Genomic DNA, 19684 nt, shown 5'->3' with positions numbered 1-19684 from the left:
GCTGGCAAGCCGAATCAGGCAGAAACTTCACTTACCAGTTTTGCCAGTTCTTCGGCGTAGCTGCGAACCTGAGTTTCATCCTCACCTTCGACCATCACACGCACCAAAGGCTCTGTACCGGACTTGCGCAGAAGTACCCGGCCACGCCCCGCCATTGCCTGGGTGACACGCGCACTGGCTTCCTTGACCGCCGGATGCTCAAGCGGACTTTCACCGCCACCAAAACGCACATTGATCAGCACCTGAGGACACTTGCGCAAGGCCTGACGCGTTTGCGCAAGACCTTCATTGCGGGCCTTCAGTGCCATCAGCACCTGGAGCGCAGCAATGATCGCATCACCGGTGGTGGTGTGATTGAAGCAGACGATATGCCCCGAGTTTTCACCGCCTACCAGCCAGTCGCGCTCCAGCAGTTCGGCGATCACATAACGGTCACCGACATTGGCACGAATGAATGGTATCGAGAGCTCTGCCAGCGCGAGTTCAAGACCCAGGTTGCTCATCAGCGTACCGACTACGCCGCCCTGCAATTTGCCCCGCCCGTGCAGATCGCGCGCAATGATGAACAGCAACTCATCACCATCAACGATGGCGCCAGTGTGATCAACCATCAACACCCGATCACCGTCACCATCAAAGGCGATGCCCAGATCAGCGTGCTCGGCCAGAACCGCGGCCTGCAGCTGACCCATATGGGTCGAGCCGCAATTGTCATTGATGTTCAGACCGTTGGGCTGCGCCGACAGCACGACCACTTCAGCACCCAGCTCACGGAACACACTCGGAGCAACCTTGTAGGTCGCACCGTGCGCACAATCGATCACGATCTTCAAACCGGAAAAACTGGTACCGGTCGGCACACTGCTTTTGCAGAATTCGATGTAGCGGCCGGAGGCGTCATTGATGCGCGACACCTTGCCGATCTTGCTCGACTCAACCACAGTCATTGGGGTATCGAGCAGCTCTTCGATCATCAGCTCCAGCTCATCAGGCAGCTTTGTGCCCTTGCCGGAGAAAAACTTGATGCCGTTATCGTCATGCGGATTGTGCGAAGCACTGATCACGATCCCGGCTTCAGCCTGGAACGTGCGCGCCAGATAAGCAATGGCAGGCGTCGGCATCGGACCGAGCAGCATCACGTCCGCACCAGCCGAGGTCAGGCCTGCTTCAAGTGCCGATTCGAACATGTAGCCAGAGATGCGCGTGTCCTTGCCGACCAGCACCTTGCAGGCGCCCATCTTGCGAAAGGCCATACCCGCCGCCCAGCCGAGCTTAAGCATGAAGTCAGGAGTGATCGGATATTCACCGACACGACCACGAATACCGTCAGTACCAAAGTATTTCTTGCTCATAAGTGCTCCATCATTCTTATTCGGCTGATTCCACGGCCGCGAGCATGCGCACCACGTCTACCGTTTCCGCCACATCATGGACGCGCAATATACGCGCTCCTTTAACCGACGCGAGTGCTGCGAGAGCCAGACCACCATAAAGACGCTCACCCACGGGGCGGTTCAATGCGTGGCCGATCATGCTTTTGCGTGAGACACCGACCAATAGCGGACGCCCCAGCGCATGCAGGGCTTCCATATGCTTGAACAAGCTTAGATTGTGCTGCAGGGTTTTCGCGAAACCGAAACCGGGATCAAGAATGATCCGTTCGGCAGGAATGCCCGCCGCCGCACATTGAGTCATGCGCTCTGCCAGAAACTCACCCACTTCCCGGGTAACGTCCTGATAGTGCGGATTGTCCTGCATGTCACCCGGCTCGCCGAGCATGTGCATCAGGCAGACCGGCAACCCGGTCGCGGCTGCGGCATCCAGCGCGCCATCGCGGCGCAGCGAGCGCACATCATTGATCAACCCGGCACCCAGGCGCGCCGTTTCACGCATCACCGCTGGCGTCGAAGTATCGACCGAGATGACCACATCCAGCTCGCGATTGATCAACTCCACGATCGGAGCTACGCGTTCCAACTCCTCCAACGGCGAAACCGCTCGAGCGCCAGGCCGGGTCGATTCGCCGCCGACATCGATCAGCGTCGCACCAGCAGCCACCATGGCTTCGGCGTGACGCAAAGCCACGTCGAGCTGGTTGTACCGGCCACCGTCGGAAAAGGAATCGGGAGTGACATTGAGAATACCCATGACATGCGTCTGGGCCAAATCAAGAACCCGGTTGCCGCAAGGCAACCGGGTCAGGGACTGTACAGAAGTCATTTCAAACCTTAAACGTCAGCAGCCGGACCGCCGATCGGTGTTTCCGGGCGTTCATCCTGAATCACTGGAGGCGGGGGCGTACCCGTGCCACCGGTCCAGTCACGCGGTTCGCGAGGCGTACGACCCGCCATGATGTCGTCGATCTGCTCGGCATCGATGGTTTCGTACTTCATCAGCGCATCAGCCATGGCATCCAGCTTGTCACGGTTGTCCGTGAGGATCTGCTTGGCCGTGCCGTAGCACTGGTCAATGATGCTGCGCACTTCGGAGTCGATCAGCTTGGCAGTCTCACCGGAGAAACTTGCATTCTGACCGCCACCACCGCGACCGAGGAACACTTCACCCTCTTCTTCGGCGTACATCAGCGGACCGAGCTTTTCCGACAGACCCCACTTGGTCACCATGTTCCGCGCAATCTGACTGGCACGCATGATGTCGTTGGAAGCGCCGGTGGTCACACCGTCGAAACCAAGGGTCATTTCTTCAGCAATACGGCCACCGTACAGCGAGCAGATCTGACTGATCAACGCACGTTTGGACAGGCTGTAGCGATCTTCTTCCGGCAGGAACATGGTCACACCCAGCGCACGACCACGTGGAATGATCGAAACCTTGTAGACCGGATCATGCTCAGGTACGACGCGACCGACAATAGCGTGACCCGCTTCGTGATAAGCGGTGTTCTGCTTCTCTTTCTCGGACATGACCATCGATTTGCGCTCGGCGCCCATCATGATCTTGTCTTTGGCCAGTTCGAACTCTTTCATTTCGACGATGCGCTTGCCGCTGCGTGCAGCGAACAGCGACGCTTCGTTGACCAGGTTGGCCAGATCGGCACCAGAGAAGCCCGGGGTACCACGTGCGATAACGGCCGGGGCAACGTCGTCACCCATTGGCACTTTGCGCATGTGAACCTTGAGGATCTGCTCGCGACCACGGATATCCGGCAAACCTACAACGACCTGACGGTCGAAACGGCCCGGACGCAGCAGCGCAGGGTCGAGTACGTCAGGACGGTTGGTAGCGGCGATCACGATGATGCCGTCATTCATTTCAAAGCCATCCATCTCTACCAGCAACTGGTTGAGAGTCTGCTCACGCTCGTCGTGACCGCCGCCCATGCCGGCGCCACGGTGGCGACCGACGGCGTCGATTTCGTCGATGAAGATGATGCACGGCGCATGCTTCTTGGCCTGCTCGAACATGTCGCGAACGCGGCTTGCGCCAACACCCACGAACATTTCAACGAAGTCGGAACCGGAAATAGTGAAGAACGGAACCTTCGCTTCGCCGGCAATCGCCTTGGCCAGCAAGGTTTTACCGGTACCCGGAGGGCCGACCATCAATACGCCGCGAGGAATACGACCACCCAGGCGCTGAAACTTGCCGGGATCACGCAGGAACTCAACCAGTTCGCCGACCTCTTCCTTGGCTTCGTCGCAACCTGCAACGTCAGCCAAGGTGGTTTTCACCTGGTCTTCGGAAAGCAGGCGTGCCTTGCTCTTGCCGAAGCTCATCGGTCCGCCCTTGCCGCCAGCACCGCCCTGCATCTGGCGCATGAAGAACATGAACACCGCGATGATCACCAGGATCGGGAAGCTCGCCACCAGGAGTTGAGTCCAGATGCTTTGCTGTTCAGGCTGCTTGCCCTCAACCACAACGTGGTTGTCGACCAGGTCGCCGATCAGGCCATTGTCCTGGATCGCCGGACGAATGGTCTTGAAGCTGTCGCCATCGTTGCGCTTGCCGGTAATCACATAGCCGTCAACGGCTACGCGCTCGACCTTGCCATCCTTGACCTGCTGGATGAAGTCGGAATAGTTGAGGGTCTGCGGCTCGTTAGGGCTGGAGAAGTTGTTCATCACCGTCACGAGGACTGCCGCGATGATCAACCACAGGATCAGATTCTTTGCCATATCGTTCAATTAACTACCCTCTGAAGCAAGCTCCGCTACTGGCGCGCGCTTCGCATGATATTCACCGGCCTAACTTACTACATTACCTACAACTCTGGCAGGCGCCGTCTGTAACCCTTTGTGAAACACTTTCTACACAATATTCGCTTATGCACGCGGGGCAAAATACGAAAAACCTATCGCCCCGGCAAAAAACCTCGTTTTACTCGTTACCACCGCGGTAACCCCAAGCCAGCATATATTGCTCGCGGGAGCTGCCTCGGGAAGAATCCGGCTTGATCATCTGGATCTTGTCGAATTTCTTGCGAGCATCCTTCAGGTAAACATCGAAACCTTCACCCTGAAAGATCTTGATCACGAAATTGCCACCCGGCTTGAGTATCCGTTCCGCCAGATCAAGCGCCAGTTCGCAAAGGAACATGGCTTTCGGCATATCCACTTCAGGCGTACCACTCATATTGGGGGCCATATCGGAAATCACAAGGTCCACCTGCGAATTACCCACAGCCTCAAGAATCCGCGCAAGCACTTCGTCTTCGGTGAAGTCCCCTTGAATGAAGGTCACGTCCGGGATGCTGTCCATTTCCAGAATGTCCGAAGCGATCAGACGCCCCTGACCGCCGATCAGCCGGCTGGTGACCTGCGACCAGCCGCCGGGCGCTGCGCCCAGATCGACAACGCTCATGCCGGAACGGATCAGCTTGTATTTCTCCTGGATCTCCAGAAGCTTGTAACTCGCACGCGAGCGGTAGCCATCCTTCTGCGCCTGCTTCACATAAGGATCGTTGACATGTCGTTTCAGCCAACCAAGGCTTGTCTTGGAACGCGCCATTGGGCACCTCGATAATAAGGGTCGTGATTAATTGGGCGGATCCACGAACCCTCGGGTAAAATGGCCGCCATTTTACAGAATCCAGACGAAAGGGTCAGATTATGCCGCTCACTCCAGAGCAGAAGAAACAGTACAAATCCATTGGCCACCACCTGAAGCCGGTTTTGACGGTGGCGGACAACGGTCTGACTGAAGGTGTATTAGCCGAACTCGAACGCGCACTGGCGGATCACGAGCTGATCAAGATCAAGCTCAACATCCTCGATCGCGAGTCGCGCCTGGCGCACATTGCAGAGTTGTGCAAGGTCGGCAAGGCTGACCTGGTTCAGGTCATCGGCAAGATGGCACTGGTTTATCGCAAGAACTTCAGCGTCAACAAGCAGCTGTCGAACGTTCATCGCTTCAAGTGATGACAAGGGTCAAGGGTGTGCTTCGCGCACCCTGCCACTCCATCCCGGCAGCGGTTGCAACACCAACACCACACCGGAGAAGCCCAACAGCAGAAAACTGAACTCCTGCCAGCGCTGCGCTTGCGGCCAGCCGACACGCACTGCAATAAACATCGCACACGCATACAACGCCATCAGCAACACCTGCCCGCGAAAATCCCGCCATAGACTGGCAAGGCCATCGGCCTGTACCAGCACCAAAGCCTGAAAAATCACGCATGCCGCGGCAAAACCCGCCACCGGCACTTCGAATGCATCGGCAACTTCATCGATCAGCAACGGTGCCAGGCCAATCTTGCCCAACACCGGTCGCAAACCGAGATGTATCAACCAGAAGCCGCCGACCCACAACATCTGGGTCAGCTGCCAAAGCATGGCGCCCGCACGTAGCGGGCGCCTGCCTTCAGATGTGACGGACTTCGACAATCTCGTACTCGATAACGCCACTCGGCGTTTTCACGGCAACCACATCACCCTCTTCCTTGCCGATCAAGGCACGGGCCAATGGTGAGCCGACCGAAATCTTGCCGAGTTTGAAGTCAGCCTCATCCTCACCGACGATGTGGTAAGTGACGCTCTCATCAGTCTCGACGTTGGCGATTTCGACGGTAGTACCGAAGATCACTTTGCCGGTGTGCGGGATAGTCGTGACGTCGATGATGACCTGATTCTGAATCCGGCCTTCGATGTCACGGATCCGCGCCTCGACCATGCCTTGCTGTTCGCGGGCGGCATGGTATTCAGCGTTTTCCTTCAGGTCACCCAACTCGCGAGCGGTACCGATGTCCTGGCTGAGCTTTGGACGAACGACCTTGGTCAGGTGAGCGTGTTCTTCTTCCAGGGCTTTCGCGCCCTGGACGGTCATTGGGTATTTGATCATGCCTTCAATCCTGCGTGTAGATCCTGCAAGCGGCGCACGGTCTTCTCGGGACCGAACTTCAGCGCTTCGCAGATAGCTTCGCCCGCAGCAATGGTGGTGGTGCAGTAGATCTTGTGCTGCAGGGCATTACGACGAATGGAGTAGGAATCAGCGATCGACTGACGGCCTTCGGTGGTGTTGATGATCAGAGTGACTTCGTCATTCTTGATCATATCGACCACGTGCGGACGCCCCTCGGTCACCTTGTTCACACGGCGCACTTTCAGGCCTGCAGCTTCGATCAGCTTGGCAGTGCCGGCAGTGGCGACCACTTCGAAGCCCAAGTTGATCAGATCACGGGCCACGCCTGCAACCAGCGGCTTGTCATCGTCACGCACACTGATGAACGCGGTACCGCCGGTCGGCAGCACTTCGCTGGCGCCCATCTGGGCCTTGGCGAATGCTTCACCGAAAGTGTCGCCGACGCCCATCACTTCACCGGTGGACTTCATCTCTGGGCCGAGGATCGGGTCAACACCAGGGAATTTGGCGAACGGGAACACCGCCTCTTTCACGCTGTAGAAGTTCGGGATGATTTCCTTGGTGAAGCCGATTTCCTTCAGGGTCTTACCGGCCATGACGCGAGCAGCGATCATTGCCAGGGAAACACCGATGCACTTGGACACGAACGGTACGGTCCGCGAAGCGCGCGGGTTGACTTCGATGACGTAGATGTCTTCGCCCTGCAGCGCCAGTTGCACGTTCATCAGGCCGACAACGCCCAGTTCCAGGGCCATTTTCTTGACCTGTTCGCGCATCTCGTCCTGGATGTGTGCCGGCAGCGAGTACGGCGGCAGCGAGCACGCGGAGTCACCGGAGTGAACGCCCGCCTGTTCGATGTGCTGCATGATCGCGCCGATCACCACGTCTTTGCCGTCGCAGACCGCATCTACGTCCATCTCGATGGCGCAGTTGAGGAAGTGGTCGAGCAGCACCGGGCTGTCGTTGGACACTTGCACCGCGTCACGCAGGTAACGCTTGAGCTCGTCTTCCTTGTACACGATTTCCATCGCGCGGCCGCCCAGTACGTAGGACGGGCGCACCACCAGCGGATAACCGATTTTCGCGGCAGCGCGAACGGCTTCATCTTCGCTGCGCACGGTGGCGTTTGGCGGCTGACGCAGGTTCAGGCGTTCAACCATTTGCTGGAAGCGCTCGCGGTCTTCGGCGCGGTCGATGGCATCAGGGCTGGTGCCGATGATCGGCACGCCAGCGGCTTCGAGGGCACGCGCCAGTTTCAGCGGCGTCTGGCCCCCGTACTGGACGATTACGCCTTTCGGTTTCTCGACGCGGCAGATTTCCAGCACGTCTTCCAGGGTTACCGGCTCGAAGTACAGACGGTCGGAAGTGTCGTAGTCGGTGGAAACGGTTTCCGGGTTGCAGTTGACCATGATGGTTTCGTAGCCGTCTTCGCGCAGTGCGAGGGCAGCGTGTACGCAGCAGTAGTCGAACTCGATGCCCTGGCCGATACGGTTCGGACCGCCACCCAGAATCATGATCTTGTCGCGACCGGACGGTGCGGCTTCGCACTCTTCCTCGTACGTCGAGTAGAGGTAAGCGGTGTCGGTGGCGAACTCGGCGGCGCAGGTGTCAACGCGCTTGTAGACCGGGAACACTTCCAGTTTTTGACGGTGAGTACGCAGATTCTTCTCGGTCACACCCAGCAGTTTTGCCAGACGCTGATCGGAGAAGCCTTTGCGCTTGAGTTTGAACATCAGGTCGCGGTCGATGGCGGACAGACCGAGGGTCTTGACCTTCTCTTCGTCCTTGATCAGATCTTCGATCTGCACCAGGAACCACGGGTCGATCATGTTCATGCCGAAAATGTCTTCGACGGTCATGCCGGCGCGGAATGCGTCCGCCACGTACCAGATACGCTCGGCGCCCGGTACGGTCAGCTCGCGCTTGAGGATGCTCATGCTTTCCGGATTGCTCAGGTCGAGCTTCTCGTCCAGACCGCAAACACCGACTTCCAGACCGCGCAGGGCTTTCTGCAGGGATTCCTGGAAGGTGCGGCCGATGGCCATGACTTCGCCGACCGACTTCATTTGAGTGGTCAGGCGCGCGTCAGCGTTGGCGAATTTCTCGAAAGCGAAACGTGGCAGCTTGGTCACGACGTAGTCGATCGACGGTTCGAAGGACGCCGGGGTCTTGCCGCCGGTGATGTCGTTCGACAGTTCGTCGAGGGTGTAGCCCACAGCCAGCTTGGCCGCGACTTTGGCGATCGGGAAACCGGTGGCTTTCGAGGCCAGTGCCGAGGAACGCGATACACGCGGGTTCATCTCGATCACGACCATGCGGCCGGTGTCCGGGCAGATGCCGAACTGCACGTTGGAACCGCCGGTCTCGACGCCGATCTCGCGCAGTACCGCCAGCGAGGCGTTACGCAGGATCTGGTATTCCTTGTCGGTCAGGGTCTGTGCCGGAGCAACGGTGATCGAGTCACCGGTGTGCACGCCCATCGGGTCGAAGTTCTCGATCGAGCAGACGATGATGCAGTTGTCCTTTTTGTCGCGGACAACTTCCATTTCATATTCTTTCCAGCCGATCAGCGATTCGTCGATCAGCAGCTCTTTGGTCGGCGACAGGTCCAGACCGCGGGCGCAGATTTCTTCGAACTCTTCACGGTTGTACGCGATACCGCCACCGGTGCCGCCCATGGTGAAGGACGGACGGATGATGCACGGGAAACCCAGACGCTCGAGGACGGCGTTGGCTTCTTCCATGCTGTGAGCGATACCGGAACGCGGGCATTCCAGGCCGATCGACTTCATGGCCTTGTCGAAACGCGAACGGTCTTCAGCCTTGTCGATGGTGTCGGCGTTGGCGCCGATCATTTCCACGCCGAACTTTTCCAGAACGCCTTCGCGCTCCAGGTCCAGGGCGCAGTTCAGAGCAGTCTGGCCGCCCATGGTTGGCAGCACGGCATCCGGACGCTCTTTTTCGATGATCTTGGCCACGGTCTGCCATTTGATCGGCTCGATGTAGGTCGCGTCGGCCATGTCCGGGTCGGTCATGATGGTGGCCGGGTTGGAGTTCACCAGGATGACGCGGTAACCCTCTTCGCGCAGGGCTTTGCAGGCCTGGGCGCCGGAGTAGTCGAATTCGCAGGCCTGGCCGATAACGATCGGGCCAGCGCCGAGAATCAGGATGCTTTTAATGTCTGTACGTTTTGGCATGGGTTTGTCACTCAAATCCGCAGGTCAGTCGGCAAGCCGTCTTGATCGATTTCTGAAGCCCTGAGGGGCGCCACCGGTATCGGGGCCGCCCTCAAGGGCTTCTCGCTACAGTCTCAAGGCGAACGCTTAGCGTCGCTTGGCCATCTCGTTGATGAAGCGGTCGAACAGGGGTGCCACATCGTTCGGGCCCGGGCTCGCTTCAGGGTGGCCCTGGAAGCTGAACGCGCTCTTGTCGGTGCGTTCGATACCTTGCAGGGTGCCGTCGAACAACGATTTATGGATCGCACGTACGTTGGCTGGCAGGGTCGCTTCGTCAACCGCGAAACCGTGGTTCTGGCTGGTGATCATCACGACGCCAGTGTCCAGATCCTGTACCGGGTGGTTGGCACCGTGGTGGCCGTGACCCATTTTCAGGGTCTTGGCGCCGGAGGCCAGAGCCAGCAGTTGGTGACCGAGGCAGATACCGAAGACCGGAATCTCGGTTTCCAGCACTTCCTTGATCGCCTTGATCGCGTAGTCGCAAGGCTCCGGGTCACCAGGGCCGTTGGACAGGAACACGCCGTCCGGCTTGAGTGCCAGCACATCGGCCGCCGGGGTTTGCGCCGGCACCACGGTCACGCGGCAGCCGCGCTCGACCAGCATGCGCAGGATGTTCAGTTTGACGCCGTAGTCGTAGGCAACCACGTGGTATGGCAGCTCGGAGGCTTCGATGGTCGCGTGGCTGTCGGTCTTCAAGTCCCAGACAGTGGAGCGCCATTCGTACTTTTCCTTGGTGCTGACGACTTTCGCCAGATCCATGCCCTTCAGGCCCGGGAAGCCTTGCGCGGCGGCAATTGCAGCTTCTTCGGAGATGTTGTCGCCGGCCATGATGCAGCCGTTCTGTGCGCCTTTTTCACGCAGGATGCGGGTCAGGCGACGAGTATCGATACCAGCGATTGCCACAACATTGTTGGCTTTCAGGTAGTCGGACAGGGACATCGTGTTACGCCAGTTGCTCGCTACCAGCGGCAGGTCACGAATCACCAGGCCTGCGGACCATACGCGGTCAGACTCGGCGTCTTCCGGCGTGGTGCCGGTGTTGCCGATGTGCGGGTAAGTCAGGGTAACGATCTGCTGGGCGTAGGAAGGATCGGTAAGGATTTCCTGATAGCCGGTCATTGCGGTGTTGAACACCACCTCACCAACGGTTTGACCGTCGGCTCCAATGGCTTCGCCGCGAAAAATGCTGCCATCAGCAAGGGCGAGTATGGCTGGCTTAGTCAAGAAGACCTCCCGTAAATAACGCATGAAAGGGCAATCGCAGGTTGTAAAAAAGCGGAGTGACGTATGGACACGTCACCCCGCTTCTTCACTGAATTATTCTGCGCGCTTTTAGTGGACACACTAAAGCTGTAGCTTACAGAAAAAGGCTTTTTGGGTCCACCGCTAAAGAGCCTAAAAGGCCGGAGAATGCGACAGGCCGTCGCGCGGTGTAGAAAAACCAGCGCAAACCGGGCGTTTGCGCTGGGTAAAACAGTCAATCAATGCAGGTCGAGCACGTCCTGCATGTCATACAGACCCGGCTCGCGACCATCCAGCCACAACGCCGCACGCACCGCACCCTTGGCGAATGTCATGCGACTGGAAGCCTTGTGCGTGATCTCCAGGCGCTCGCCCTCACAGGCGAACAGCACGGTGTGATCGCCGACAACATCACCACCACGCACGGTGGCGAAACCGATGGTTTCCCGCTCGCGCGCACCCGTGTGGCCTTCACGGCCATAGACCGCAACCTTCTGCAGATCACGATCCAGCGCATCGGCGATCACTTCACCCATGCGCAGCGCCGTGCCCGAAGGCGCGTCAATCTTGTGCCGGTGATGCGCCTCGATGATCTCGATGTCCGCATCATCGCCCAGCACCCGGGCGGTCATTTCGAGCAGCTTCAGCGACAGATTGACCCCGACACTGAAGTTGGCCGCGAACACGATCGGAATATCCTTGCCCGCCTCGGCCAGCAGTTGCTTCTGCGCAGCGTCGAGCCCGGTGGTGCCGATGACCATGGCCTTGCCAGCCTTGCGACAGAACGCGAGGTTTTTCAGCATGACTTCCGGCAGGGTGAAATCGATCAGTACATCGAACTCTTCAGCCACCGATTCGAGATTGCCGGACAACGGCACACCGATGCGACCCAGCGAAGCCAGCTCACCGGCATCCACCCCGATCAGCGTACTGCCGGGACGAACGATCGCCGCGGTCAGGCCGGTCAGCGGCGCGCGCTGCTGCACGGCCTCGACCAGAATCTTGCCCATGCGCCCGGCGGCGCCCATCACAGCTATACGTCGCATGCCGACTCCTTACAGATCGCCGAAGAAGCGCTTCACACCATCGAACCAACCGGTGGTTTTTGGCGAGTGACTGTTGTCATCCGCCAGCGAGCTGCGGAATTCTTCGAGCAATTCGCGCTGACGACGATTCAGATTGACCGGGGTCTCCACCGCTACACGGCACATCAAGTCGCCCGCACCACCGCCCCGCACCGGCGCCACGCCTTTGCCACGCACGCGGAACTGCTTGCCGGTCTGGGTGCCTTCAGGGATTTTCAGTTTGACGCGACCGTCGAGGGTCGGGATTTCCAGCTCGCCGCCGAGCGCCGCATCAACAAAGCTGATCGGCACTTCGCAGAACAGATGTTTGCCGTCGCGCTGGAAGATGTCGTGCTCGCGCACGTTGATCACCACGTACAGGTCGCCAGTCGGGCCGCCCTGGGTGCCCGCCTCGCCTTCGCCGGACAGACGGATGCGGTCGCCGGTATCAACGCCAGCCGGCACTTTGACCGACAGTGTTTTGTACTCTTCGACGCGACCGTCGCCGTGGCAGGAATCGCACGGATCGGAAATGATCTTGCCCTGGCCATGGCAACGCGGGCAGGTCTGCTGCACCGAGAAGAAGCCCTGCTGCATGCGCACCTGACCGATGCCGCCGCAGGTCGGGCAGGTCGATGGCGACGAGCCTTTCTTCGCGCCGGAACCATCGCATGGCTTGCAATTGACCAGTGTCGGTACGCGGATATTCACGGTAGTGCCGCGCACCGCTTCTTCCAGATTCAGCTCCAGGGTGTAGCGCAGATCGCTGCCACGCTGGGCGCCACCACGAGAACCGCCGCGACCGCCACCGAAGAAGTCACTGAAGACATCGCCAAAGATGTCCGAGAAATTCTGCCCGCCGAAACCGGCGCCACCGCCACCCATGCTTGGGTCGACGCCAGCATGACCGTACTGGTCGTACGCCGCGCGCTTGCTCGAATCGGACAATACTTCGTAGGCCTCGTTGGCCTCTTTGAACAGTTCTTCCGACGCTTTGTCATCGGGATTACGGTCCGGGTGATGCTTCATCGCCAGACGACGATAGGCCTTCTTCAGGTCTGCATCGCTTGAACCGCGCTCAACACCCAATACTTCGTAATAGTCACGCTTTGCCATAAGTCTTTTGCACTCTTGAGGACGTTCGGCAAACCCCTCCTGAGGATGGCCAAACTCGTTGAGCCCCAATACAGGCCCGGACCCAACTCACGTCAATTCAACGATCCTGGTCTTTGTTTCATTTGGTACTTGCGGCGCGAAAAGCAGGAGCATTCCCGGCCATACCAGCAGCAGGCGAACCTTGTCGCATGCTGTAAAAATTCGTGTATTCCAGATACGCCAACGCGGGAGCAAGCTCCCGCGCGGCGACATCCTACCAGTCACCGCCGCAAGGCAGTCAACCGGTCGACCAACAACTTACTTGTGGTCTTTGACTTCTTCGAACTCGGCATCGACAACATCGTCAGCCTTTTCAGCTTTCTCGTCGTGCGGCGCCGCGCCTTCAGCAGGCTGAGCCTGTTCGGCGTACATCTTCTGAGCGACCGGAGCCGAGACTTTCGACAGCTCTTCGATCTTCGCTTCGATGGCAGCCTTGTCGTCGCCTTTCACAGCGGCTTCCAGTGCAACCACAGCGGCTTCGATCGCGGTCTTCTCTTCAGCGCTGACCTTGTCGCCCGCTTCGGTAACCATTTTGCGAGTCGAGTGAACCAGTGCATCACCCTTGTTACGGGATTCAGCCAGTTCAGCGAACTTGCGGTCTTCCTCGGCGTTCAGCTCGGCATCGCGAACCATCTTCTGAATTTCTTCATCCGACAGACCGGAGTTGGCCTTGATGGTGATCTTCTGCTCTTTACCGGTCGCCTTGTCTTTCGCACCAACGTGCAGGATGCCGTTAGCGTCGATGTCGAAGGTCACTTCGATCTGCGGCACGCCACGTGGAGCTGGTGGAATGTCGGCCAGGTCGAACTTGCCCAGGGACTTGTTCTGTGCGGCTTGCTTACGCTCACCTTGCAGAACGTGAATGGTCACAGCGCCCTGGTTGTCGTCGGCAGTCGAGAACACTTGCGATTTCTTGGTAGGAATCGTGGTGTTTTTCTCGATCAGCGCGGTCATCACGCCACCCATGGTTTCGATACCCAGGGTCAGCGGGCTGACGTCGAGCAGCAGAACGTCTTTCACGTCACCGGCCAGAACGGCGCCCTGGATCGCAGCACCCATGGCAACCGCTTCGTCCGGGTTCACGTCTTTACGTGCTTCTTTACCGAAGAAATCGGTCACCAGCTTCTGTACCAGCGGCATACGGGTCTGACCGCCGACCAGAATCACGTCGTTGATCGCGCCAACGTCGATACCGGCGTCTTTCATAGCGATACGGCAAGGCTCGATGGTGCGCTGAACCAGGTCTTCAACCAGTGCTTCGAGCTTGGCACGCGAAATCTTCACATTCAGGTGCTTAGGACCGGTAGCGTCTGCAGTGATGTACGGCAGGTTGACGTCGGTCGACTGAGCGGACGACAGCTCGATCTTGGCTTTCTCAGCGGCTTCTTTCAGGCGCTGCATGGCCAGCGGGTCACCTTTGAGGTTCATGCCGCTTTCTTTCTTGAATTCGTCAACGAGGTAGTCGATCAGACGAATGTCGAAGTCTTCACCGCCGAGGAAGGTGTCACCGTTGGTGGCCAACACTTCGAACTGGTGCTCGCCGTCAACTTCAGCGATCTCGATCACGGAAACGTCGAAAGTACCGCCACCCAGGTCATAAACGATCACGGTGTGATCGCCCTTGGCCTTGTCCATACCGTAAGCCAGAGCCGCTGCGGTTGGTTCGTTGATGATACGTTTAACGTCCAGACCGGCGATGCGGCCGGCGTCTTTGGTCGCCTGACGCTGGCTGTCGTTGAAGTAGGCCGGAACGGTGATTACCGCTTCGGTCACGGGCTCGCCGAGGTAGTCTTCGGCGGTCTTCTTCATCTTCTTCAGAATTTCGGCCGAGATTTGTGGCGGCGCCATTTTCTGGCCGTTCACTTCAACCCAGGCGTCGCCGTTGTCAGCCTTGGCGATTTTGTACGGGACCATCTTGATGTCTTTCTGTACGACTTCTTCGTCGAACTTGCGACCGATCAGACGCTTCACCGCGTACAGGGTGTTGTGCGGGTTGGTCACTGCCTGACGCTTGGCCGACTGACCAACGAGGATTTCACCATCGTTGGCGTAAGCGATGATCGACGGCGTGGTACGCGCGCCTTCGGCGTTTTCGATAACTTTGGCTACGCCGTTTTCCAGCACGGAGACGCAGGAGTTGGTAGTCCCCAGGTCGATACCGATAATTTTGCCCATGTTCACTCTCCCGAAACTTTGGATTTTGTTGCCGCAGCAGTGGTGGCTAACTGCGGTAATACTTAAACGCTTGACTTCTAAATGGGGGCCTTGCGGCTAATTTCAAGCCTTCTCGTCAATCGAAGGCGAAATTGGCGCCGGCGCCTTGCTGACCACAACCATGGCCGGACGCAACAGGCGGCCATTGAGCTGGTAGCCCTTCTGGAACACCTTCAGAACGCTGTTCGGTTCGACGTCGGCGCTTTCCTGCATGGCCATCGCCTGATGGTGAACGGCATTGAACGGTTCGCCATGCGGATCGATCGCTTCAAGCTGGTAACGCTTGAGGGTGTCGTGGAACATTTTCAGGGTCAGCTCGATGCCTTCGCGCATCGGACGGATGCTTTCGTCGTCCGGGCTCGACAGTTCGAGGCCGCGCTCCAGGCTGTCAACGATCGGCAGCAAGTCACCGGCGAACTTTTCCAGCGCAAACTTGTGCGCCTTCTCGACATCCTGCTCGGCACGACGGCGGACGTTCTGCAGATCGGCAGCTACGCGCAGCGACTGATCCTGCGCGGCGGCCAACTGCTCTTCGAGCACTTGTACACGGGTCGCCAGGTCGTCACCCGAAGTTTCGGGCGCCTGATTGGCTTCTGGATTTTGCGTATCTACTGTCTGTTCGTCAGCCATAGAATTCTCCTTTCAATTACGTCCGCGAGCTGTACTCACGCTTCTGCCCCGATATATGGGGCCGCAAAATCAGGCTTCAAGGGCCTGCAATGATTAACCCTACAAAAAAGTGCTGCATTTTCATTCCCGCTCGGACTAAGCATTTGATCGGATCAAGCAAATCGAGCTAAGCGAGGGCATTGTCAGCCTGAAACAAAACACTGTATAAATAACCAGACCTCAAGCCTGGGAGCGGCCTTTATGCTGGTGCACCTGTCCGTACATAACTACGCCATCGTTGAACATCTCGATCTCGAACTCGATCGCGGGATGAGCGTGATCACAGGGGAAACCGGCGCCGGCAAGTCGATCATGCTCGACGCCCTGGGCCTGACCCTGGGCGATCGCGCCGACAGCGGCGTGGTTCGCCCGGGCGCCGACAAGGCCGACATACTGGCCACCTTCGATCTGGTCGATATCCCTGAAGCCCATGTCTGGCTGGCCGAACGCGATCTTGAAAGCGATGGCCCGTGCATCCTGCGTCGGGTGATCACCGCTGAAGGCCGTTCACGCGGCTATATCAATGGCACGCCCTGCCCGCTCGGCGATCTCAAGGCCCTCGGCGAACTGCTGATCGATATCCACAGCCAGCACGAACACCAGTCCCTGCTGAAGACTGACACTCACCGGCGCCTGCTCGACGAATACGCCGGCGCTACCGATCTGGCCCGCCAGGTTCAACTCGCCGCGCAGCGCTGGCGTCAAACCCGCCAGGAGCTGGAGCGCCTCTCCAATTCTGGCGACGAACAACGCGCGCGCCACCAACTGCTCAGCTACCAGCTTGAAGAACTGGAAAACCTCGGCCTCGGCGACAACGAGCTGGAACAGCTGGAGCAGGAACACAAGAATCTGACCAATGCCGAAACCCTGCTCGGCATCTGCCGACAGGTGGTCGAGCAGTGCAGCGAAAGCGATTCCGGCAATGTGCTGAATGCACTGACCGCCAGCCTCAATCGCCTGTCGAGCGTGAACAACTCGGTTGGCGCACTGGGCGAAGCCAGCAGCCTGCTGACCAGCGCGCAGATCCAGGTCGAAGAAGCCGTGGGCGAACTCAATCGCTTCCTCGACAACTTCGATGCCGATCCGGCGCGCCTGCAGTATCTGGAAGAACGCCTCGACGCAATTTACACCCTGGCCCGCAAGCACCGGATCCAGCCAACCGAAGTCGCCGAGATGCAGCAGAAGTTGCTGGATGAGATCGAAACCCTTAACGCCAACGACGAATCCATCGAGCGCCTGGGTGAAGAACTGGCGTCCTACGCGCGCCATTATCAAGAGAAGGCCCGCGAGCTGAGCGACTTGCGTCATCAGGCCGCCGGCAGCCTTGCCAGCGCCGTGGAGCAGGAAATCCAGCGCCTGGGCATGCCGGGCGGGCGCTTCACCATCGAACTGCGCGCCAACAGCAGCGACGAATTGCTACCCAACGGCCTGGAGCAAGTCGAGCTGCTGGTCAGCGCCAACCCCGGCCAGCCACTGAAGGCGCTGGCCAAAGTGGCCTCCGGCGGCGAGCTGTCGCGGATCAGTCTGGCGATTCAGGTGATCACCGCGCAGACCTCACGGGTACCAACCCTGGTATTCGACGAAGTGGACGTGGGTATCGGCGGGCCGACCGCCGAAATCGTCGGCCAGTTGTTGCGACGTCTTGGCGATCGCGGGCAGGTACTGACCGTGACGCACTTGCCGCAAGTGGCAGCGCAGGGTCATCAGCATTTGTTCGTGCACAAGGTACGGGGCGAACAAGCGACTCACACCGCCGTGTCCAAGCTGAGCAAGAACGACCGTATAGAAGAAGTGGCGCGGATGCTGGGCGGCATCGACCTGACCAAAGAGTCTTTGGCTCACGCAAAAAAAATGGTGGTTACCGCAAAAGTTTAAGCACAGCAGAAAGCACGAAGGCGACCCTTGGGTCGCCTTCGTTCGTTTCGCGAACCTGAAATTCGCGCGACATGCTTACTTTTTCTTGCGTACGTACAGCACCAGATTGTGATCTACCAGATCAACACCGTGCTCCTCGGCAATTGCCTTCTGGAGCTTTTCGATTTCCGGACTGACGAATTCGACGACTTCACCGGTTTCCACGTTGACCATGTGGTCGTGGTGGCCACCGTCGGCCAGTTCGAATACCGCGTGGCCACCGTCGAAGTTGTGACGGACCACGAGGCCAGCGGCTTCGAACTGGGTCAGAACACGGTAAACCGTGGCCAGACCGACGTCCTCGCCCGCTTCCATCAACGCCTTGTAGACGTCTTCGGCACTCATGTGACGCTGCTCGGTAGAGTCGAGCATTTGCAGGATCTTGACCCGTGGCAGGGTCACTTTGAGGCCGGCTTTGCGTAGTTCGCTATTTTCAACCATGGTCAGCTTTCTCGCGATGCTGCTTCGCAGCTTCTCTTAATGCGGGTATGATCGGCGTTTACGTTGTCCCAGCCAAGATAGTGGAAGTCGCCCACCGATGCAAAACACCAAGCTCTTGCTAACCAGTTTCACCTTTGTGGGACTGCTCGCACTCGCCGGTTGTTCATTCCCCGGGGTTTACAAAATCGACATCCAGCAGGGCAATGTCGTCACGCAGGACATGATAGACCAGTTACGCCCGGGAATGACCCGTCGGCAAGTACGGTTTATCATGGGTAACCCTCTGCTGACCGACACGTTCCATGCCGATCGCTGGGATTATCTGTACAGCCTGCAACCTGGTGGCGGTGAACGCCAACAGGAACGCGTGAGTGTTAACTTCAACTCCAACGACCAGCTTGTCAGCCTGTCCGGTGACTTCATGCCGGGCGTGAGCCGTGACGAAGCCATTCTCGGCAAGGACAGTGGCACCAGCGTGACCGCCCCTGCTGAAAACGCCGAGAAGCCGAAGCCGGAACAACCAGCCAAACCAGGCTCCTTGCTGGATTCGATCCAGAAGGACGTGGACGGTGTTGAAACCGTTCCGGTTCCGACGCCTGAGCCGCTGGACACCTCGCCGCAGTAATGTGCGAGGCAATAAAAAACCCGGAATTTCCGGGTTTTTTATTGCCTGCGATTTGGCCCATCTACTGATTTCGCGCTTTCGCCTCGGCAGCCTTGGCCGCGCGCAGACGCCGCACCTCTTTCGGGTCAGCCAGCAATGGTCGGTAGATCTCGATGCGATCCCCCGCCTGAATCAGGCGAACCTGCGGATCCGCGATCACTTTGCCGAAGATACCCAACGGGCACTCGCTCAAGTCCAGCTCCGGAAATTCATCGCCAATACCTGACTTGAGCACCGTCTCACGCACTGTCGTCCCTTCAGGAACGCTCAAAGTGCGCAAGATCTGACGATCCACGGCGGCATACACCACCTCAATCTCGATCACCGGCTCAACCATGCATCTGTTTGGCGCGCTGGCAGAACGCATCCACCAGCGTATTCGCTGCCTGATTGAACAGCGGCCCGAGGGTCGCACGCACCAGTGGGCCGGCGTAGTCGAAAGACAGGTCAAGGCTGATCTTGCAGGCCTTCTCGTTCAACGCCTTGAAGACCCAGACGCCATGCAGTTGGTTGAACGGGCCTTCTTCCAGGTTCATCTCGATCGATTGCCCCGGCACCAGCGTATTGCGCGTGACGAAGTGCTGACTCAGACCGCCCTTGGCCACGCCAACGCTGGCACGCATGTGCTCGGGCGAACTCTCCAGCACCTCGGCGGACGAGCACCATGGCAAGAATTCCGGGTAACGCGCGACGTCGTTGACCAGGTCGTAGAGGAATTGCGCCGGGTATGGCAGCAACGCCGAACGTTGAATATGTGTCGTCATGTA

At 58.6% G+C, this 19684-nt stretch carries 18 protein-coding genes; 3 read left to right on the top strand and 15 right to left on the bottom strand.

Going from position 1 to position 19684, the window contains the following annotated elements; translation table 11 throughout:
- Positions 1-14: 14 nt before the first annotated feature.
- The 4 genes from glmM to rlmE form a co-directional block, all read right to left on the bottom strand.
- Positions 15-1352, bottom strand: a complete 1338-nt coding sequence (gene glmM / locus AC3WMV_RS17765) for a phosphoglucosamine mutase (protein WP_027610781.1) — start codon at positions 1350-1352, stop codon at positions 15-17.
- Between the two features lie 16 nt (positions 1353-1368).
- Complete coding sequence (gene folP / locus AC3WMV_RS17760) at positions 1369-2220, bottom strand: dihydropteroate synthase (RefSeq protein ID WP_027610780.1); 852 nt, start codon at positions 2218-2220, stop codon at positions 1369-1371.
- Between the two features lie 8 nt (positions 2221-2228).
- On the bottom strand, positions 2229-4136 hold the full coding sequence (gene ftsH, locus AC3WMV_RS17755) for an ATP-dependent zinc metalloprotease FtsH (protein ID WP_027610779.1): 1908 nt from the start codon (positions 4134-4136) through the stop codon (positions 2229-2231).
- A gap of 202 nt (positions 4137-4338) precedes the next feature.
- Positions 4339-4968, bottom strand: coding sequence for a 23S rRNA (uridine(2552)-2'-O)-methyltransferase RlmE (gene rlmE, locus AC3WMV_RS17750; RefSeq protein WP_003221536.1), 630 nt, complete (start codon positions 4966-4968; stop codon positions 4339-4341).
- 101 nt (positions 4969-5069) lie between these two features.
- Here rlmE and AC3WMV_RS17745 point away from each other — a divergent pair, with 101 nt between their 5' ends.
- Positions 5070-5378 (top strand): YhbY family RNA-binding protein, encoded by a 309-nt coding sequence (locus AC3WMV_RS17745; RefSeq protein WP_003221534.1) that lies wholly within the window; start codon positions 5070-5072, stop codon positions 5376-5378.
- Between the two features lie 9 nt (positions 5379-5387).
- Here AC3WMV_RS17745 and AC3WMV_RS17740 read toward each other — a convergent pair whose 3' ends face one another.
- The 8 genes from AC3WMV_RS17740 to grpE all read right to left on the bottom strand — a co-directional run bounded on the left by AC3WMV_RS17740 (position 5388) and on the right by grpE (position 15859).
- Positions 5388-5792, bottom strand: a complete 405-nt coding sequence (locus AC3WMV_RS17740) for a hypothetical protein (RefSeq protein ID WP_027610778.1) — start codon at positions 5790-5792, stop codon at positions 5388-5390.
- A 28-nt stretch (positions 5793-5820) separates the two neighbouring features.
- The gene (greA, locus tag AC3WMV_RS17735) at positions 5821-6297 is read right to left on the bottom strand and encodes a transcription elongation factor GreA (protein ID WP_003221530.1); all 477 of its coding nucleotides are present in this window, start codon (positions 6295-6297) and stop codon (positions 5821-5823) included.
- Positions 6294-9515 (bottom strand): carbamoyl-phosphate synthase large subunit, encoded by a 3222-nt coding sequence (carB, locus tag AC3WMV_RS17730; RefSeq protein WP_007961429.1) that lies wholly within the window; start codon positions 9513-9515, stop codon positions 6294-6296. Before carB ends, greA begins: the two co-directional genes overlap by 4 nt.
- Positions 9516-9641: 126 nt before the next feature.
- Positions 9642-10778 (bottom strand): glutamine-hydrolyzing carbamoyl-phosphate synthase small subunit, encoded by a 1137-nt coding sequence (carA, locus tag AC3WMV_RS17725; RefSeq protein WP_027610776.1) that lies wholly within the window; start codon positions 10776-10778, stop codon positions 9642-9644.
- A gap of 257 nt (positions 10779-11035) precedes the next feature.
- Positions 11036-11842, bottom strand: coding sequence for a 4-hydroxy-tetrahydrodipicolinate reductase (gene dapB / locus AC3WMV_RS17720; protein ID WP_003221523.1), 807 nt, complete (start codon positions 11840-11842; stop codon positions 11036-11038).
- Positions 11843-11851: 9 nt separating this feature from the next.
- The gene (gene dnaJ / locus AC3WMV_RS17715) at positions 11852-12976 is read right to left on the bottom strand and encodes a molecular chaperone DnaJ (protein WP_003221522.1); all 1125 of its coding nucleotides are present in this window, start codon (positions 12974-12976) and stop codon (positions 11852-11854) included.
- Positions 12977-13273: 297 nt separating this feature from the next.
- Positions 13274-15190 (bottom strand): molecular chaperone DnaK, encoded by a 1917-nt coding sequence (dnaK, locus tag AC3WMV_RS17710; protein WP_003221521.1) that lies wholly within the window; start codon positions 15188-15190, stop codon positions 13274-13276.
- A gap of 102 nt (positions 15191-15292) precedes the next feature.
- Positions 15293-15859: a nucleotide exchange factor GrpE gene (gene grpE / locus AC3WMV_RS17705; protein WP_007961425.1), complete on the bottom strand. Its 567-nt coding sequence runs from the start codon at positions 15857-15859 to the stop codon at positions 15293-15295.
- A gap of 240 nt (positions 15860-16099) precedes the next feature.
- On the opposite strand from grpE, the gene recN reads away from it, so the two are divergent.
- The gene (gene recN, locus AC3WMV_RS17700) at positions 16100-17773 is read left to right on the top strand and encodes a DNA repair protein RecN (RefSeq protein WP_103367756.1); all 1674 of its coding nucleotides are present in this window, start codon (positions 16100-16102) and stop codon (positions 17771-17773) included.
- Positions 17774-17848: 75 nt separating this feature from the next.
- Here recN and fur read toward each other — a convergent pair whose 3' ends face one another.
- Positions 17849-18253 carry a ferric iron uptake transcriptional regulator gene (fur, locus tag AC3WMV_RS17695; RefSeq protein WP_003221515.1) on the bottom strand — a complete coding sequence of 135 codons (405 nt, stop codon included), beginning with the start codon at positions 18251-18253 and terminating at the stop codon, positions 17849-17851.
- 97 nt (positions 18254-18350) lie between these two features.
- Between fur and AC3WMV_RS17690 the strand changes: the two genes are divergently transcribed.
- On the top strand, positions 18351-18878 hold the full coding sequence (locus AC3WMV_RS17690) for an outer membrane protein assembly factor BamE (RefSeq protein WP_027610774.1): 528 nt from the start codon (positions 18351-18353) through the stop codon (positions 18876-18878).
- A gap of 61 nt (positions 18879-18939) precedes the next feature.
- Here AC3WMV_RS17690 and AC3WMV_RS17685 read toward each other — a convergent pair whose 3' ends face one another.
- Together AC3WMV_RS17685 and AC3WMV_RS17680 are read right to left on the bottom strand one after the other, a co-directional pair.
- Positions 18940-19254, bottom strand: a complete 315-nt coding sequence (locus AC3WMV_RS17685) for an RnfH family protein (RefSeq protein ID WP_027610773.1) — start codon at positions 19252-19254, stop codon at positions 18940-18942.
- On the bottom strand, positions 19247-19681 hold the full coding sequence (locus AC3WMV_RS17680) for a type II toxin-antitoxin system RatA family toxin (protein ID WP_003221509.1): 435 nt from the start codon (positions 19679-19681) through the stop codon (positions 19247-19249). Before AC3WMV_RS17680 ends, AC3WMV_RS17685 begins: the two co-directional genes overlap by 8 nt.
- Between the last annotated feature and the right edge of the window lie 3 nt (positions 19682-19684).

It is taken from the genome of Pseudomonas sp. FW305-3-2-15-E-TSA4 (genome assembly GCF_058787295.1).
The sequence above is the reverse complement of the archived record's forward strand: the minus strand, read 5'-3'. Positions and strand labels throughout refer to the sequence as shown.

What these genes read in the sequence shown, in the direction of transcription:
- glmM (WP_027610781.1), bottom strand. Translation starts at nt 1,352, where the DNA reads ATGAGCAAGAAATACTTTGGTACTGACGGTATTCGTGGTCGTGTCGGT.
- folP (WP_027610780.1), bottom strand. Translation starts at nt 2,220, where the DNA reads ATGACTTCTGTACAGTCCCTGACCCGGTTGCCTTGCGGCAACCGGGTT.
- ftsH (WP_027610779.1), bottom strand. Translation starts at nt 4,136, where the DNA reads ATGGCAAAGAATCTGATCCTGTGGTTGATCATCGCGGCAGTCCTCGTG.
- rlmE (WP_003221536.1), bottom strand. Translation starts at nt 4,968, where the DNA reads ATGGCGCGTTCCAAGACAAGCCTTGGTTGGCTGAAACGACATGTCAAC.
- AC3WMV_RS17745 (WP_003221534.1), top strand. Translation starts at nt 5,070, where the DNA reads ATGCCGCTCACTCCAGAGCAGAAGAAACAGTACAAATCCATTGGCCAC.
- AC3WMV_RS17740 (WP_027610778.1), bottom strand. Translation starts at nt 5,792, where the DNA reads ATGCTTTGGCAGCTGACCCAGATGTTGTGGGTCGGCGGCTTCTGGTTG.
- greA (WP_003221530.1), bottom strand. Translation starts at nt 6,297, where the DNA reads ATGATCAAATACCCAATGACCGTCCAGGGCGCGAAAGCCCTGGAAGAA.
- carB (WP_007961429.1), bottom strand. Translation starts at nt 9,515, where the DNA reads ATGCCAAAACGTACAGACATTAAAAGCATCCTGATTCTCGGCGCTGGC.
- dapB (WP_003221523.1), bottom strand. Translation starts at nt 11,842, where the DNA reads ATGCGACGTATAGCTGTGATGGGCGCCGCCGGGCGCATGGGCAAGATT.
- dnaJ (WP_003221522.1), bottom strand. Translation starts at nt 12,976, where the DNA reads ATGGCAAAGCGTGACTATTACGAAGTATTGGGTGTTGAGCGCGGTTCA.
- dnaK (WP_003221521.1), bottom strand. Translation starts at nt 15,190, where the DNA reads ATGGGCAAAATTATCGGTATCGACCTGGGGACTACCAACTCCTGCGTC.
- grpE (WP_007961425.1), bottom strand. Translation starts at nt 15,859, where the DNA reads ATGGCTGACGAACAGACAGTAGATACGCAAAATCCAGAAGCCAATCAG.
- recN (WP_103367756.1), top strand. Translation starts at nt 16,100, where the DNA reads ATGCTGGTGCACCTGTCCGTACATAACTACGCCATCGTTGAACATCTC.
- fur (WP_003221515.1), bottom strand. Translation starts at nt 18,253, where the DNA reads ATGGTTGAAAATAGCGAACTACGCAAAGCCGGCCTCAAAGTGACCCTG.
- AC3WMV_RS17690 (WP_027610774.1), top strand. Translation starts at nt 18,351, where the DNA reads ATGCAAAACACCAAGCTCTTGCTAACCAGTTTCACCTTTGTGGGACTG.
- AC3WMV_RS17685 (WP_027610773.1), bottom strand. Translation starts at nt 19,254, where the DNA reads ATGGTTGAGCCGGTGATCGAGATTGAGGTGGTGTATGCCGCCGTGGAT.
- AC3WMV_RS17680 (WP_003221509.1), bottom strand. Translation starts at nt 19,681, where the DNA reads ATGACGACACATATTCAACGTTCGGCGTTGCTGCCATACCCGGCGCAA.